At 66.5% G+C, this 14,318-nt stretch carries 11 protein-coding genes; 8 read left to right on the top strand and 3 right to left on the bottom strand.

Going from position 1 to position 14,318, the window contains the following annotated elements; all coding sequences use genetic code 11:
* Window positions 1–104 precede the first annotated feature (104 nt).
* A complete protein-coding gene (locus LRP66_RS12300; RefSeq protein WP_230482891.1) occupies window positions 105–2,786 on the top strand; it encodes a glycoside hydrolase family 3 C-terminal domain-containing protein in 2,682 nt (893 codons plus the stop codon).
* A gap of 124 nt (window positions 2,787–2,910) precedes the next feature.
* Here the strand turns inward: LRP66_RS12300 and LRP66_RS12295 are convergent, their stop codons facing one another.
* The gene (locus LRP66_RS12295) at window positions 2,911–3,981 is read right to left on the bottom strand and encodes an alpha/beta hydrolase (protein WP_230482890.1); all 1,071 of its coding nucleotides are present in this window, start codon (window positions 3,979–3,981) and stop codon (window positions 2,911–2,913) included.
* Window positions 3,982–4,252: 271 nt separating this feature from the next.
* Between LRP66_RS12295 and LRP66_RS12290 the strand changes: the two genes are divergently transcribed.
* Genes LRP66_RS12290 through xylA form a run of 3 tightly spaced genes read left to right on the top strand, consistent with a single transcriptional unit; the run spans window position 4,253 to window position 8,173 of the window.
* Complete coding sequence (locus tag LRP66_RS12290; protein WP_230482889.1) at window positions 4,253–5,392, top strand: glycoside hydrolase family 43 protein; 1,140 nt, start codon at window positions 4,253–4,255, stop codon at window positions 5,390–5,392.
* Window positions 5,393–5,401: 9 nt separating this feature from the next.
* A complete protein-coding gene (xylB, locus tag LRP66_RS12285) occupies window positions 5,402–6,850 on the top strand; it encodes a xylulokinase (protein WP_230482888.1) in 1,449 nt (482 codons plus the stop codon).
* Window positions 6,851–8,173 carry a xylose isomerase gene (gene xylA, locus LRP66_RS12280; RefSeq protein ID WP_230482887.1) on the top strand — a complete coding sequence of 441 codons (1,323 nt, stop codon included), beginning with the start codon at window positions 6,851–6,853 and terminating at the stop codon, window positions 8,171–8,173.
* A gap of 199 nt (window positions 8,174–8,372) precedes the next feature.
* Here the strand turns inward: xylA and LRP66_RS12275 are convergent, their stop codons facing one another.
* Window positions 8,373–9,563, bottom strand: coding sequence for an aromatic amino acid transaminase (locus LRP66_RS12275; RefSeq protein WP_230482886.1), 1,191 nt, complete (start codon window positions 9,561–9,563; stop codon window positions 8,373–8,375).
* A gap of 543 nt (window positions 9,564–10,106) precedes the next feature.
* Here LRP66_RS12275 and LRP66_RS12270 point away from each other — a divergent pair.
* The 4 genes from LRP66_RS12270 to LRP66_RS12255 all read left to right on the top strand — a co-directional run bounded on the left by LRP66_RS12270 (window position 10,107) and on the right by LRP66_RS12255 (window position 13,527).
* Window positions 10,107–10,829: a Crp/Fnr family transcriptional regulator gene (locus LRP66_RS12270; protein ID WP_230482885.1), complete on the top strand. Its 723-nt coding sequence runs from the start codon at window positions 10,107–10,109 to the stop codon at window positions 10,827–10,829.
* A gap of 129 nt (window positions 10,830–10,958) precedes the next feature.
* Complete coding sequence (locus LRP66_RS12265; protein WP_230482884.1) at window positions 10,959–11,549, top strand: SRPBCC family protein; 591 nt, start codon at window positions 10,959–10,961, stop codon at window positions 11,547–11,549.
* Window positions 11,546–12,733: a zinc-dependent alcohol dehydrogenase gene (locus LRP66_RS12260; protein WP_230482883.1), complete on the top strand. Its 1,188-nt coding sequence runs from the start codon at window positions 11,546–11,548 to the stop codon at window positions 12,731–12,733. Before LRP66_RS12265 ends, LRP66_RS12260 begins: the two co-directional genes overlap by 4 nt.
* Before the next feature lie 11 nt (window positions 12,734–12,744).
* A complete protein-coding gene (locus LRP66_RS12255) occupies window positions 12,745–13,527 on the top strand; it encodes an SDR family NAD(P)-dependent oxidoreductase (protein WP_230482882.1) in 783 nt (260 codons plus the stop codon).
* Window positions 13,528–13,549: 22 nt separating this feature from the next.
* Here LRP66_RS12255 and LRP66_RS12250 read toward each other — a convergent pair whose 3' ends face one another.
* Complete coding sequence (locus LRP66_RS12250; protein WP_230482881.1) at window positions 13,550–14,257, bottom strand: ZIP family metal transporter; 708 nt, start codon at window positions 14,255–14,257, stop codon at window positions 13,550–13,552.
* Between the last annotated feature and the right edge of the window lie 61 nt (window positions 14,258–14,318).

Here is a 14,318-nt window from a genome sequence, read left to right as displayed (position 1 = left end):
GATGCTGTCCATGGCATGGGATCGATTGTTTTCGATCGCTCGCTGGACAGACCGCCGGTTCGTGATAACGGTAATAAAAACAGATATATTGGGAGTGGTTTGTCATGAAGGCATGGCGTGCAACGATGCTGTCCGCGCTCGCGCTGTCGACGGCTGGGGCGGCGGTGGCGCAAGCGCAGGTGGCTGCGCGCACGGTGCCATCGGACGCGGGCGATGACCGGGCCAATGGCCTGGCCACCGCACTCGTCGGGCGCATGACGATCGACGAAAAGCTGGCGCAACTGCTCAACACGGCACCAGCGATCCCGCGACTGGACGTACCGGCCTATAACTGGTGGACGGAGTCGCTCCACGGTGCGCTCGGACCGGTGCCGACCACCAATTTCCCCGAGCCGGTCGGGCTGGCCGCGACGTTCGACCCGACGCTGGTCGGACAGGCGGCGCAGGCGATCAGCAGCGAGGTGCGCGGGCTCCACGCGCTCGCCCGGCAGACCAGGCGGCTTGGCCGGATCGGCACGGGCCTCGACACCTGGTCGCCCAATATCAACATCTTCCGCGATCCGCGCTGGGGGCGGGGTCAGGAGACCTATGGCGAGGATCCATATCTGACCGCGCGGATGGGTGTCGCCTTCGTGCGCGGTATGCAGGGCACCGATCCGAACCGGATCGACGTCGTCGCGACGCCCAAACATTATGCGGTTCACAGCGGACCGGAATCGACGCGGCACGAGGCCAATGTCTATGTCTCGCGCCACGATCTCGTCGACACCTATCTGCCCGCCTTCCGCGCGGCGATCGTCGAGGGTGGGGCGGGTTCGATCATGTGCGCGTACAACCGGATCGACGGCCAACCGGCGTGCGGCAGCGACCTGTTGCTGAAGGACTATCTGCGCGGACGCTGGGGCTTTCGCGGCTACGTCGTCTCGGACTGCGACGCGGTGAAGGATATCGCCGCCCACCACCATTATGCCCCCGACGCCGCCACGGCGGTCGCCGCCGCGATGCGCGCGGGCGTCGATAACGAGTGCAACAATGCGACGCTGACCGACACCGACGGGCTGACCAATCCCTATCGCGACGCGCTGTCGCGCGGGCTGATCTCGGTCGCGGATATCGACCGGTCGCTGACGCGGCTGTTCGCGGCGCGCTATCGGACCGGCGACCTGCCGGGGCTGCGGCCGCTTTCGACCCAGACCAGTTCGCCCGCCGATATCGACACGCCCGCGCATCAGGCGCTGGCGCTCGAGGTGGCGGAGAAGAGCCTGGTGCTGCTCAAGAACAAGGGCGTGCTGCCGCTCAAGCCCAATGCCCGGATCGCGGTCATCGGCCCGCTGGGCGATGCGACGCGCGTGCTGCGTGGCAATTACTCGTCGTCGCTGTCGGGCCCGCAGGTGTCGGTGGTGGAGGGGCTGCGGCGGGCGATGCCGGGGGCGCAGATACGCTATGTTCCGTTCGCCGAGACCTATACCGATGGCGATCCGATCCCGACCAGCGCGCTCCAGACCGAGGATGGCAAGCCGGGGCTGCTTGCCCGCTATTACAATGTCGTCGGCCGCATCCCCGAGCGCTTCGCGCCCGGCGCGCTCGGCGAATGGCTGAAGACCGCCAAATTCGAGGATCGACCGGTCGTCACCCGCGTCGAGGCCAATGCCGCCTCGCGCAGCCTGGACCTGTCGTCGGTGAAGGACGTTCACCGTGCCGTATGGACCGGCTTTCTCGTCGCACCGGAGAGCGGCCGCTATCGGCTCGGCATATCGGGGTTCAACGGCGCGATGACCTTTGACGGGCAACCCTTTGTCGACCTGACCAAGGCGTCGTGGAACAGCCTGCCGACGATGCGCACGGTGACCCTGGAAAAGGGGCGCCGCTACCCGATCAGCGTCTCCACCGAGGCGCGGATCCTGACCGGCATCAATCTGGTGTGGAAGCGGGTCTCCGACGATCCCGCGGGCGAGCTTCGCGCCGCCGCCGGGGCGAGCGATGCGCTCGTCGCGGTGGTCGGCCTGACCTCCGATCTGGAGGCGGAGGAAGCGCCGATCTCGGTGCCGGGGTTCAAGGGCGGCGACAAGACGACGCTCGACCTTCCGGCCGACCAGCAGGCGCTTCTGGCGCAGGCCAAGGCGACCGGTCGTCCGCTGGTCGTCGTGCTGATGAACGGCAGCCCGGTCAGTCTCGCCTGGGCCAAGGCGAACGCCGATGCGATCGTCGAGGCCTGGTATCCCGGCCAGGCTGGCGGACTGGCGGTCGGGCATGTCCTGTCGGGGCGGACCAATCCGGCGGGGCGCCTGCCGCTGACCTTCTATCGCTCGGTCGAGGATCTGCCGCCCTTTGGCGACTATGCGATGACGGGGCGGACCTATCGCTATTTCGCGGGGACGCCGGTCTATCCGTTCGGCTACGGGCTGAGCTACACCAGCTTCGCCTATGCGCCGCTATCGGTCCGGCCCGGCGCGGACGGTGGCATGACGGTCACGACCGAGGTTCGCAACACCGGCCGCCGCGAGGGGGACGAGGTGGCCCAGCTCTATCTGAACTTCCCCAAGGTGCCAGGCACGCCGCGTGTCGCCCTGCGCGGGTTCCAGCGGGTGCATCTGGCGCCGGGCGAGCGGCGCGCGCTGACCTTCGCCCTGACCCCCCGCGACCTTAGCGCGGTGGATGCCGATGGCACGCGCATGGTCATGAAGGGCGATTACCGCGCCTCGATCGGCTCGGGCCAGCCCGACACCGGCGTGCCGGTGCGGAGTGCGGCATTCCGGATAGATCAGGCTCAAGGCATCGCGGATTGATCCTCCCCGGCACGGGGAGGGGGCAGCGACGCTGGTGGAGGGGGGCGGAAAGGACGTCGCCGGTGGAGAGCCCCCTCCGTCAGCGCTTCGCGCTGCCACGTCCCCGTGCCGGGGAGGATCGACCCTATCTCGTCGCCAGCGCCCGGCCGAAGAACGGCAGCACCTGCTCCTGAAAGCGGACGCCGATCCGGTTGACGTGGTCGCCGTCATAGATTTCGAACCGGTGCGCGATGCCATAGCGTTCCATCGCCTCGTGCAGTGCCTGCGCATCGGCCTTCAACCCGTCCTGCGACCCGACGTCGAGCGCGATCGCACGGTAGCTGCGTAGCGGCGCGATATACTGGTCGACAAAGGCGAGCGGTGTGTTGGCCAGCCATTTGGCGGTGACATCGTCGCGAAGCTTCCCGTCCTTGACCGGCAGGTCGAGATAGAGCGGCGGGTTCTTCGGATTGGGCGACCAGGCGGCGGACGCGGCGAGCATCGCGCGCTGGCCCCAGTTGAGCTTCTCCGACTCCTTCGGCGATGCCAGGCTGGTCAGCAACGTCTCGTCGGTGGCCTCGGGCCGTGCCATCATTCGGGGCGACAGGCAGCAGGGGCTCATCATGTAGATGGCGCCGTACATGTCGGCATGTTTCATCCCGATGCGCGCGGTGCCGTAGCCACCCATCGAATGCCCCGCGAGCCCGCGGCTCTCCCGCCGGGCGATGGTGCGATAGCGCGCGTCGATCGCCGCGATCAGGTCATGGCTGATGAACCGCTCGAAATCGCCGACCGTCTGCGACGAGGAATACATGGATCCGTTGTGCATCGTCTTGCTGTCGGGGAACACGAGGATCATGTCCGGCACCCCGCGCGCGAACGCACCCTCGATCGACGCGGGGACATGGATCTCCCGCGTCCACTGGTCGGCGCCGATCGAATAGCCGTGGAGCGCATAGACGACCGGATAGCGGCGGGTCTTGTTGCGGGCATAGTCGGGCGGCAGGACGACGATCACGTCGCGGTCTGCGCTGTTGCCCTCGAGGTTGCCCTCGATCGCGGCCGAATGCACCTTGATCCGCTCGACGGTGACCGGTCTGGCTCCTGCGACGGTGGCGGGTGCCTGCGTCGTCATCTGCGCGGGGAGGGCGGCGAACGGGGTGGCCGCCAATGCCATGGCGAGCAGCGTGGGGGCGTAGGGAAGGCGGCGGGCCATGCGGTTCATCCTCTGTCCTGAATTCGCGCCGACGGTCATGCGTCGGTCGTCATGCTTGTCGGGATACGCCATGTCCCGCGATGATACGGGCGAGACCGGATATCGTTACCAACTATGCGGGTCCGGCTATGTCAAGCGGGGTGGCGAGGCCTCGCCCGACCTTCGACAAGCCGCGAGGCGAAAACGATGAACCACCCTTGCGTCCGCGTCGCTGATAGCGCTATCGTGCGTTCAAAGCCCTGAATAGGGCGCGAATGGGAGAGAGAAAGCGATGAAGCGCTTGATGATGGCCAGCCTGGTGCTGGGGCTTGGCACGGCGGCCTGCGGATCGTCGCAGAATGCGGATAACGCGGCACAGGCGAACACTGCCACCGCCGCCAACGACACCAATCCGACCGCCCCCGACGGCCGTCATTATCTGTCGCAGCCGCTGGTCCGCGACATCTTCACCGCCGATCCCTCCGCGCATGTCTGGGGCGACGGCAAGATGTATATCTACCCCAGCCACGACGTGCCGACCGACACGCCCAACGACGATCTCGGCAACCAGTATGCGATGCACGATTACCGCGTCCTGCGCATGGACGAGCCGGGCGGTCCGGTCACGATCGGGCCTGTCGCGCTCGACGTGAAGGATGTGCCCTGGGCGTCGCAGCAGATGTGGGCGCCCGACGCGGCGTTCAAGGACGGCACCTATTATCTGTATTTCCCGGCGCGCGATAAGACCAAGGATCGCAACGGGCTGGGCGCGTTCCGTATCGGTGTGGCGACCTCGAAGAACCCGATGGGTCCGTTCAAGGCGGAGCCCGAGGCGATCCCCGGCAGCTTCTCGATGGACCCCGCCGTGTTCCAGGATGCGGACGGTACGGCCTATATGTATTTCGGCGGCATCTGGGGCGGGCAGCTTCAGCGCTGGAAGAACGGGAAATATGATCCCAACGGCAGCGACACCGATCTGAAGCAGGACGATCAGCCCGCCATCTCGGGCAAGATCGCCAAGATGAACCCCGACATGAAGACCTTCGCGGAAACCCCGCGCGACGTCGTGATCCTCGACGAAAAGGGCAAGCCGGTACTCGGCGGCGACCACGACCGCCGCTTCTTCGAAGCCTCCTGGGTCTTCAAGCGTGACGGCAAATATTATTACACCTATTCGACCGGTGACACGCATTTCCTGAATTATGCGATCGGCACGAGCCCTTATGGTCCCTTCACCTATAAGGGGCATATCCTGAAACCGGTGCAGGGCTGGACCACCCATCACTCGATCGTCGAGTGGAAGGGCAAGTGGTGGCTCTTCTATGCCGACACCCAGATGTCGGACAAGAATCACCTCCGCAACGTCAAGATGACCGAACTGAAGTTCAATCCGGACGGGACCATCCCGACCATCGACCCGTTCGTGAAGTAAGGGCCGCGCATGTTCCTGGGCATCGATATCGGTACGTCGGGCGTGAAGGCCGTCGTGCTGGACGAACATGGCGCGGTCGTAGGGCAGGGGACGGCGGCATTGACCGTGCAGCGTCCCCAGCCGCTATGGTCGGAGCAGGATCCGGAGGCCTGGTGGCAGGCGACCACGGCGGCGGTCCGCGCCATCGACCCGGCGGTCCGCCGGGCGGTGCGCGGCATCGGCCTGGCCGGGCAGATGCACGGCGCCACCCTGCTGGGCGCGGACGATCAGCCGCTTCGCCCCGGCATCCTGTGGAATGACGGACGCAGCCATGCCGAGTGCGCCGAACTGGAGGCCAAGGCCCCCGCGCTCCACCGTATCGCGGGCAACCTCGCCATGCCGGGCTTCACCGCGCCCAAGTTGCTGTGGGTCGCGCACCATGAGCCAGAAACGTTTTCGGCGATCCGCACCGTCCTGCTGCCCAAGGATTATGTCCGGCTGCGGATGACGGGGGAGAAGGCGTCGGACGTGTCGGACGCGGCGGGGACGCTGTGGCTCGACGTGGCGGCGCGCGAATGGAGCGACGAGATTCTCGCCGCCACCGGTCTGACCCGCGATCAGATGCCCAAGGCGGTCGAGGGGACGGCGCAGACCGGTCGCCTCCGCGCCGAGGTGGCGGAGGCCTGGGGCATCGACCAGGTGCCGGTGGCGGGCGGCGGCGGCGACAATGCCGCCGGGGCCGCGGGCGTCGGCGTGGTCAAGGACGGCGACGCGCTGCTGTCGCTCGGCACGTCGGGCGTCATCTTCGCCGCGACGAAGGCGTTCCGCCCCAATCCGGCGGGCGCGGTTCACGCCTTTTGCCACTGCCTGCCGAATGTCTGGCACCAGATGTCGGTCCATCTCTCGGCGGCGGCATGCATCGACTGGGTGGCGCGACTGACGGGGACGCCCGGCGCCGCCGAACTCTTCGCGCGTGCGGAGAGTGTCGGCCCGGCCAGCGGTCCCGAGATCTTCCTGCCCTATCTGTCGGGTGAGCGCACGCCGCACAACGATGCCGAGGTGCGGGGGGCTTTCCTGGGCCTCGACCACGACACGACGCCCGAGCGGCTGGCCCAGGCGGTGCTGGAGGGTGTCGCCTTCGCGCTCGCCGACGGTCTGTCGGTCCTGCGCGATGCGGGCACCGAGTTCACCCGGCTCTCGGTGATCGGTGGCGGCGCGCGGTCCTCCTATTGGGGGCAGACCCTCGCCGCCGCGCTTGGTGTCGAACTCGTCTATCTCAAGGGGGGCGAGGTCGGTCCGGCACTCGGCGCCGCGCGGCTTGCGCAACTGGCGGTCGACGGCGGTTCGCCGGAAGAGGTCTGCGCGCCGCCGCCCATCAGCCACAGCATCGCCCCCGACGCCGCGCTCGCCGAGCGCTTCGCCCCCAAGATCGCGCGTTTCCGCGACAGCTATTCCCGTATCACTCCGAGGAACCGTTAAATGGCTACCGACTTTTTCGCCGACATCCCGACGATCCGTTACGAAGGCCCCGACAGCGACAACGAACTGGCCTACCGGTTCTACGACAAGAACCGCGTCGTGCTGGGCAAGACGATGGAGGAGCATCTCCGCTTCGCCGCGTGCTTCTGGCACACCTTCTGCTGGCCGGGTTCGGACGTGTTCGGCGGCGGCACCTTCAACCGCCCCTGGCACGCGGGCGCGAACGACAGCGCCGCCGCCGCGCAGAAGCGCGAGGTCGCGTTCGACTTCTTCTCGAAGCTCGACGTGCCCTATTACTGCTTCCACGATGTCGACGTGATGGCCGATGCGCAGGGCGTTGCCGAGCATCGCCGCTATTTCGCCGAAGCCGTCGATCATCTGGAAAAGCTCCAGGCCTCGTCGGGCCGCAAGCTGCTCTGGGGCACCGCCAACCTGTTCAGCCACCCGCGCTTCGCGGCCGGTGGCGCGACGAATCCGGACCCGGAAGTCTATGCCTTCGGCGCGATGCAGGTCCGCGACGCGCTGGAAGCCACGCACCGTCTTGGCGGCGCCAACTATGTGCTGTGGGGCGGGCGTGAGGGCTACGAGACGCTGCTCAACACCAATATGAAGCGCGAGCTGGACAATCTCGGTCGCTTCCTGTCGCTGGTGGTCGAGCACAAGCACAAGATCGGCTTCCAGGGCACGATCCTGATCGAACCGAAGCCGCACGAGCCGACCAAGCACCAGTACGACTTCGACACCGCGACCGTGTACGGCTTCCTCAAGGCCTATGGCCTGGAGAACGAAGTGAAGGTCAATATCGAGGCGAACCACGCCACGCTCGCTGGCCACACCTTCGAGCATGAGATCGCGACGGCGGGTGCGCTCGGCATCTTCGGTTCGATCGACGCCAATCGCGGCGACCACCAGAATGGCTGGGATACCGACCAGTTCCCCAACTCGGTCGAGGAACTGACCCTCGCCGTGCTGGAGATCATCCGCGCGGGCGGCTTCACCACCGGCGGTTTCAACTTCGACGCCAAGGTCCGTCGTCAGTCGATGGATGCGGTCGATCTCTTCCATGGTCATGTCGGCGGGATCGACGTGGTGGCCAAGGGGCTGCTCAACGCCGCCGCGCTGATCGAGGACGGTCGCCTCGATGCGATCAAGTCCGAGCGCTATGCCGGTTGGGACGGCGCGTTCGGTCAGCAGGTCGGCGGCCTCGACCTCGCCGGGATCGCGGACCTGGCCGTGACCAATGCGATCGACCCGAAGCCCCGTTCGGGCCGTCAGGAGCGGATGGAGAATATCGTCAACCGCATCGTCAACGCGGCGAAGTAAGCGGTCCGTCCCGGCGACGGGGAAGGGGGCGTGTCCGGTATTCGGGCACGCCCCTTTCCGTTGGGAGGGATGTCCATGGCTTTCGACTTCGCCCGGGCTGAACGGGGCGGGGGTACAAAGACCATTTGACCAAACTCCGCTCAGCCTCAGCGAAGCCGAAGGTCGAGGACGATCCCCCCACCCAGCCCGCCGCGAACGGTCACACCACCCCGTTCGCCGCCAAATCCGCAAGCGCCGCATGGAAGCGCCCGATCGCGCTCCTATTGAATCCGGCGATGTTGATCCGCCCCGACCCGGCCATGTAGATGCCGTGCCGGTCGCGCAGCCATTCGACCTGGGTCGGCGACAGCGGCAGCGTGGCGAACATGCCCTTGCCATGCGCCACGGCGCCAAGATCAACCCCGCCGATCCGCCCGCCAGCCGCCAGCCCGGCGCGAAGACCCTCCAGCCGCTGGCGCATCGTCTCCAGCTCGTCGCGCCATTCCCGGGCAAGTCCCGCATCCTCGAGGATGATCCGGACGACCGCGGCGCCGTGATCCGGCGGCATCGACCAATTGGCGCGGGCGAGCGACAGCAGGTTGGACAGCACCACCGCGCCGGTATCCGCATCGGGCGAAAGCGCGAACAGCGCCCCGGTCCGTTCGCGATAGAGACCGAAATTCTTGTCGCAGGAATAGGCGAGCAGCGCCTCCGGAACCGCCGACAGGATGGTACGCGCGCCCGCCGCATCCTGGTAGAAGCCATCGCCCAGCCCCTGATAGGCGAGGTCGACCACCGGGGTCAGCCCATGCCCGGCGACGTAGCTGGCGATCGCCGCCCATCCCGCCGCGTCGGGATCGATCCCGATCGGATTGTGGCAGCATCCGTGCAGCAGCACCGCCTCACCCGCCGCCGCGCCGCCGAGACCGGCGAGGAAGCCGGCGAGATCGAAGACCTGGCTGGTCAGATCGTAGCAGGGGATCATCATCGGCTCGACGCCAGCCTGGCGGAAGAGCGGCGCGTGATTGGCCCAGCTCGGGCTGCCGATCCAGATGCGGGCGACGCCCGCACGCGCCAGCAGCTCGGCGGCGAGACGCAATGCGCCGGTGCCGCCCGGGGTCTGCAGCCCGACGACACGATCGGATGCGACCACGCCGTCCAGGATCAGCGATCCCAGCGCGCGGACGAAGCCGATATCACCTTCGGGGCCGAGATAGGACTTGCTCGGCTGTTCGGCGAGCAGGCGCGCTTCGGCGGCCTTGACCGCGGTCATCACGGGCGTGCGCCCGGCCTCGTCGCGAAACACCCCAACGCCCAGGTCAATCTTGTCGGGGCGGGGGTCGGCGGCATGTTGGCCGATGATCCGAAGCAGGGGATCGTCGGGCTGGCGGGTCAGATTGGCGAAACGCATGGGCAGGCCTTCAGAGGAGAAAGGCGCGCACCATAAGGCGTCGGCCGTCAAATGAAATGGACCGCAGCCCTTGGCAAATTCGAATCTGCATTTCGGGGGCGCGCGGCTGCCGCTCGGGAGCAGCGATGCGCGGCTGGCAAATGCAATGCATTTCGGCTCGGATCGCCCCGTTTTTTAAACCAACGCACGAAAAGTGCACGATGTTGATGTGTATTATGGAGCGCGTCCCATGGTTGTTCGTAGACCTTGTGGACGGAAAACTCCGGTGGCGCCCAACTCGCCCTGCCATGACCGTGATGGCACGCTGATCCTGGGTCCCCATCAACGGTTCGGCTCCGTCGAGCCCCCAATATTGTCAGTCCCGGTGACGTGTATCGCGTCGCCGTCCTTGCCACACGACCATGACGCGTCGGTGGCTTGTCGAGGATCGCCCGCGATGAACCCTTGCCGAAGCTACTCGCATATTCGGACGGACTGGAGCACGGGGTTCGATCCGGCTTCGGAAACTTCGTGCCCGGCACCCGGGCTGGCGGGGGCACTGCCATGATTACCGGCTTCGCGCGTCCCGTCGGTGGCAACTCGCCGCCCCCCTTTTGTCGCCTGGCCCGTTTGGCGACGCTCGACGCTGCGGCGGAAGCCGCGCTGGTCGAGGCGATATCGCGGACGCAGATCTATCGGCCCCGGCGGGACCTGACGGTCGAGGGGCGCGACATCGCCAGCCCGCAACTGATCCTGTCGGGCTGGGCCGCGCGCGTTCGCATCCTCCTCGACGGGCGGCGGCAATTTCTGAACTTCCTGCTGCCCGGCGATCTTGTGGGCCTGTACCATCATCACAGGCCGCTGGCGCCAGCGAGCATCATCACGCTGACCGAGATGACGACCTGCGTGCCGCCCGCCTGGGGAAAGAACGCGTCGCTCGATGAAGCCTATGCCGTCGCGGAAGCGCTGGACGAGGCATTCCTCCTGGCGCAGATCGCAAGGCTCGGCCGCATGAACGCGATGGAGCGGATCGGTGATCTGATGCTCGAGCTGCACGAACGGCTCTCGATGAGCGAACTGACCTATGGCAGCAGCTTCGACCTTCCGATCACGCAGGAGACGCTGGCGGATGCGCTGGGGCTGACCGCCGTCCACGTCAACCGGATGTTACAGGCCGCGAGGCGGGCCGGGGACCTGCTCTGGTCGTCCCGTTCGCTGACCATTCCCGATCCCAAAGCCCTCGCTCGCAAGGTCGGACGCGCTCCGATCCGGGTATCGGGACGGTAGATATCGCACCCGCCACGGATCCTGACGCGGATCATTGATATCTATCAAGATATTGGAAATACGTGATTAATTGAGGAACAACCAAGTTCGCGCCGCGCTGTTCTCGTCAAGGAACGAGGAGAATGGCTTATGCCGGACATCGCCGACAGACCCTATGACGACGCGCCCGTATCGACCGCGAAGGACAGCGCCGCCGCGGTAAGGGTCGAGACCAGCGAGACAATCGCGGAGCGGGGCGACAGCCTGGCCGCATGGGCGGTGACGATCAACCGCCCCGTCGCGGAGCTTTATGCCTGGTGGCGCGACTTCGGCAACCTTGCGACCGTCATGGAAAATGTCGAGCGCATCGACGTGCTCGACTCGACGCGCTCGCATTGGGTGGTCAAGGCGCCCGGCGGTGCGAGCGTCGAATGGGATGCGATCGTCACCGACGAGCAGGACGGATCGCTGATCGCCTGGGCGTCCGCCGAGGGCGCGGACGTCTCCAATGCGGGCCGCGTCACCTTCCGCGATGCAGGCGATCGCGGGACCGTCGTGTCCGCGACCATCCTCTATGATCCGCCCGCCGGGGTCATCGGCAAGCTTGTCGCCAAGCTGTTCCAGCGCGAACCCAATATCCAGGTCCGCCGCGACCTGTCGCGCTTCAAGCAGCTGATGGAAACCGGCGAGGTCGCGACCAACGCGATGAACGTGAAGCAGTTCGAGGAGCAGGGTGCATGAAGGCGCTGACCTGGCACGGCAAGCATGACGTCCGCATCGACAATGTCGACGATCCCGGCATCGTCAACCCGCGCGACGCGATCATCAAGGTGACGGCGACCGCGATCTGCGGCTCGGACCTGCACCTCTATGACGGCTATATCCCGACCATGCAGTCGGGCGATATCCTGGGCCATGAGTTCATGGGCGAGGTGGTCGAGACGGGCTCCGCCTCCACCCTGAAGAAGGGGCAGAAGGTGGTGGTCCCGTTCACCATCGCCTGCGGCTCCTGCTATCATTGCGGCAAACACCAATATTCGGGGTGCGAGAACGGCAATCCCGCCGACAATCAGGATATCGCGCGCGAACTATACGGCCAGCCCATGTCCGCGCTGTTCGGCTATAGCCATATGACCGGCGGCTATGCAGGCGGGCAGGCCGAATATGTCCGCGTTCCATTCAGCGATACCGGTCCGATCGTCATCCCCGATGGCGTAGAGGACGAGAAGGTGCTGTTCCTTTCCGACATCCTCCCTACTGGCTGGATGGCGGCGGAAAATGCGCAGATCGAGCCGGGCGATACCGTCGCGGTCTGGGGCTGTGGTCCGGTCGGGCTGTTCGCGGTCCAGTCGGCCTTTCTGATGGGGGCGGAGCGGGTCATCGCGATCGACCACTTCCCCCATCGCCTGGAGCTGGCGCGCAAGTTCGGCGCCGAGACGATCAACTACGAGCAGACCTCGACCTATGACGCGCTGATGATCATGACCGGCGGCATCGGTCCCGATGCGGTGATCGACTCGGTCGGGCTGGAGGCGCACGGGCTGTTCGTCGACAATGCGATCGACCAGATCAAGGCATCGACCTTCCTCGGCACCGATCGCATCCATGCCATCCGCCAGGCGATCATCGCCTGTCGCAAGGGCGGGCGGGTCTCGATGCCCGCCGTCTATGGCGGCTTCGTCGACAAGTTCCCGCTCGGCGCGGTGATGCAGAAGGGCCTGACGCTCAAGACCGGGCAGACTCATGTCCAGCATTACCTGCCGGGACTGCTCGATGCGATCATGGAGGGGAAGATCGATACGACCTTCCTGATTTCCCATCGCCTGCCGCTGGAACAGGCGCCCGAGGGCTATCGCATGTTCCATGACCAGCAGAATGAAGTGACCAAGATCGTGCTGAAGCCCGGTCAGATGGTCGCGAAGTGACGGAGGCAGACATGGCAGGAAAACTGGCGGTCGTGACCGGTGCCTCGAGCGGCATCGGTTATCATCTCGCGGCGTGCGCGGTCCGCGCCGGCTATGACGTCGTCATCGTCGCGGACGAGCCCGAAATCCGCACCGCCGCGAGCGATCTCGCGGCGCTGGGCGGACAGGTTGAGGCGGTCGAGGCCGATCTGTCGTCGCTGGAGGGTGTCGACCGGCTGCTGGCGACGGTCGACGGGCGGCGGATCGACGTGCTGTGCGCCAATGCCGGGAACAGCAAGGGCGGGCCCTTCCTCGACCAGCCGGTGGAGGTCTGGCGGCGTTCGGTCGATACCAATGTGACGGGAACGGTCTATCTGATCCAGCGCGTCCTGTCGGCGATGATCCGGCACGGTGGAGGCAAGGTACTGGTGACCGGTTCGATCGTCGGCTTCATCCCCGGCCCGTTCAACGCGATCTACAACGCGACCAAGGCGTTCATCGTCAACTTCACCGAGGCGCTGCGCAACGAGATCAAGGAGGAGAAGGGGGTGACCCTGACCACCCTGATGCCCGGCCCGACCGAAACCGAATTCTTCGCACGCGCCGACATGCTCGACACCAATGTCGGGCAAAGCAGGAAGGACGATCCCGCCGAAGTCGCGCGCAAGGGATGGGACGCGATGATGGCGGGCGAGGGGCATATCGTTCCCGGTCTGGCCAACAAGGCGCAGGTCGCCGGTTCCGGCGTGGTGCCGCAATCGGTGCTGGCCGAGGCGCATCGCAAGATCGCTGAACCGGGTTCCGCCGACCGCTGACGCGGTCGGCGACACGGCCGCGTCAATGCGCGATCTGCGTCACGCCCAGCATCAGGACGATCCCCGCGATCGTCGCCAGGCTGGTCCGGAAGCGCGGATCCAGCGACTGGCTGCGCGGCACCAGCTCGCACGCGCCGATATAGAGAAAAACGCCCGCGAACAGGGCCATGAGCGGTGCGAGCATGGCTGCCGGGATGGTGATGCCCATGCCGATCAACACGCCCAGCATCGGCGCCAGCCCGTTGAGGATCAACCACCGTCTCGCCGCCGTCTCCGACCGGGCGGCGAGGCTGAGGCTGACGGTATTCACCCCATCCGCCACGTCATGGGTCAGCACCGCCAGCGCGATCATCCAGCCCGCCGCCGTATCGATCTGAAAGGCCAGGCCGATGCCGAGCCCGTCCATCAGGCTGTGGAGACATAGCATCGCGGGGCCCAGGTCTCCCCGCCACGATGCCGCCGCGCGCGGGATCCGTGCGAGCAGCCGGTCGAGCAGCATATAGCCAGCCAGGCCGAGCGCGGTGAACGCCATCATCTCGCGCACCGCCCAGCGGTCGCCAGCCAGACCCAGCGCCTCGGGCACCAGATCGAAGAGCGCGACGCCGACGACGATCCCGGCGGTGACGCCCAGGACGGCGCCGATACGATGCCGCAGGCGAAGCGCGAGCATCCCGCCCGCCAGCGTCGCCGCCATCGCCGCCAGACCGAAGGCCAAGGGGATCAACGTCACCGCGCGACCCGCTGCTCGAGGAGATGGAGAAAGGGGAGCGGTCGCGGCATCGGCGGTCTTT

This window comes from Sphingomonas sp. Leaf21 (assembly GCF_916858675.1).
Taxonomy (GTDB): domain Bacteria; phylum Pseudomonadota; class Alphaproteobacteria; order Sphingomonadales; family Sphingomonadaceae; genus Sphingomonas.
This window is presented reverse-complemented; position numbering and strand designations above follow the sequence as displayed.

Excerpts from the sequence above, each read along its gene's own strand:
- LRP66_RS12295 (WP_230482890.1), bottom strand. The coding sequence starts at position 3,981 with ATGGCCCGCCGCCTTCCCTACGCCCCCACGCTGCTCGCCATGGCATTG.
- LRP66_RS12260 (WP_230482883.1), top strand. The coding sequence starts at position 11,546 with ATGAAGGCGCTGACCTGGCACGGCAAGCATGACGTCCGCATCGACAAT.
- LRP66_RS12290 (WP_230482889.1), top strand. The coding sequence starts at position 4,253 with ATGAAGCGCTTGATGATGGCCAGCCTGGTGCTGGGGCTTGGCACGGCG.
- xylA (WP_230482887.1), top strand. The coding sequence starts at position 6,851 with ATGGCTACCGACTTTTTCGCCGACATCCCGACGATCCGTTACGAAGGC.
- LRP66_RS12255 (WP_230482882.1), top strand. The coding sequence starts at position 12,745 with ATGGCAGGAAAACTGGCGGTCGTGACCGGTGCCTCGAGCGGCATCGGT.
- xylB (WP_230482888.1), top strand. The coding sequence starts at position 5,402 with ATGTTCCTGGGCATCGATATCGGTACGTCGGGCGTGAAGGCCGTCGTG.
- LRP66_RS12270 (WP_230482885.1), top strand. The coding sequence starts at position 10,107 with ATGATTACCGGCTTCGCGCGTCCCGTCGGTGGCAACTCGCCGCCCCCC.
- LRP66_RS12275 (WP_230482886.1), bottom strand. The coding sequence starts at position 9,563 with ATGCGTTTCGCCAATCTGACCCGCCAGCCCGACGATCCCCTGCTTCGG.
- LRP66_RS12265 (WP_230482884.1), top strand. The coding sequence starts at position 10,959 with ATGCCGGACATCGCCGACAGACCCTATGACGACGCGCCCGTATCGACC.
- LRP66_RS12300 (WP_230482891.1), top strand. The coding sequence starts at position 105 with ATGAAGGCATGGCGTGCAACGATGCTGTCCGCGCTCGCGCTGTCGACG.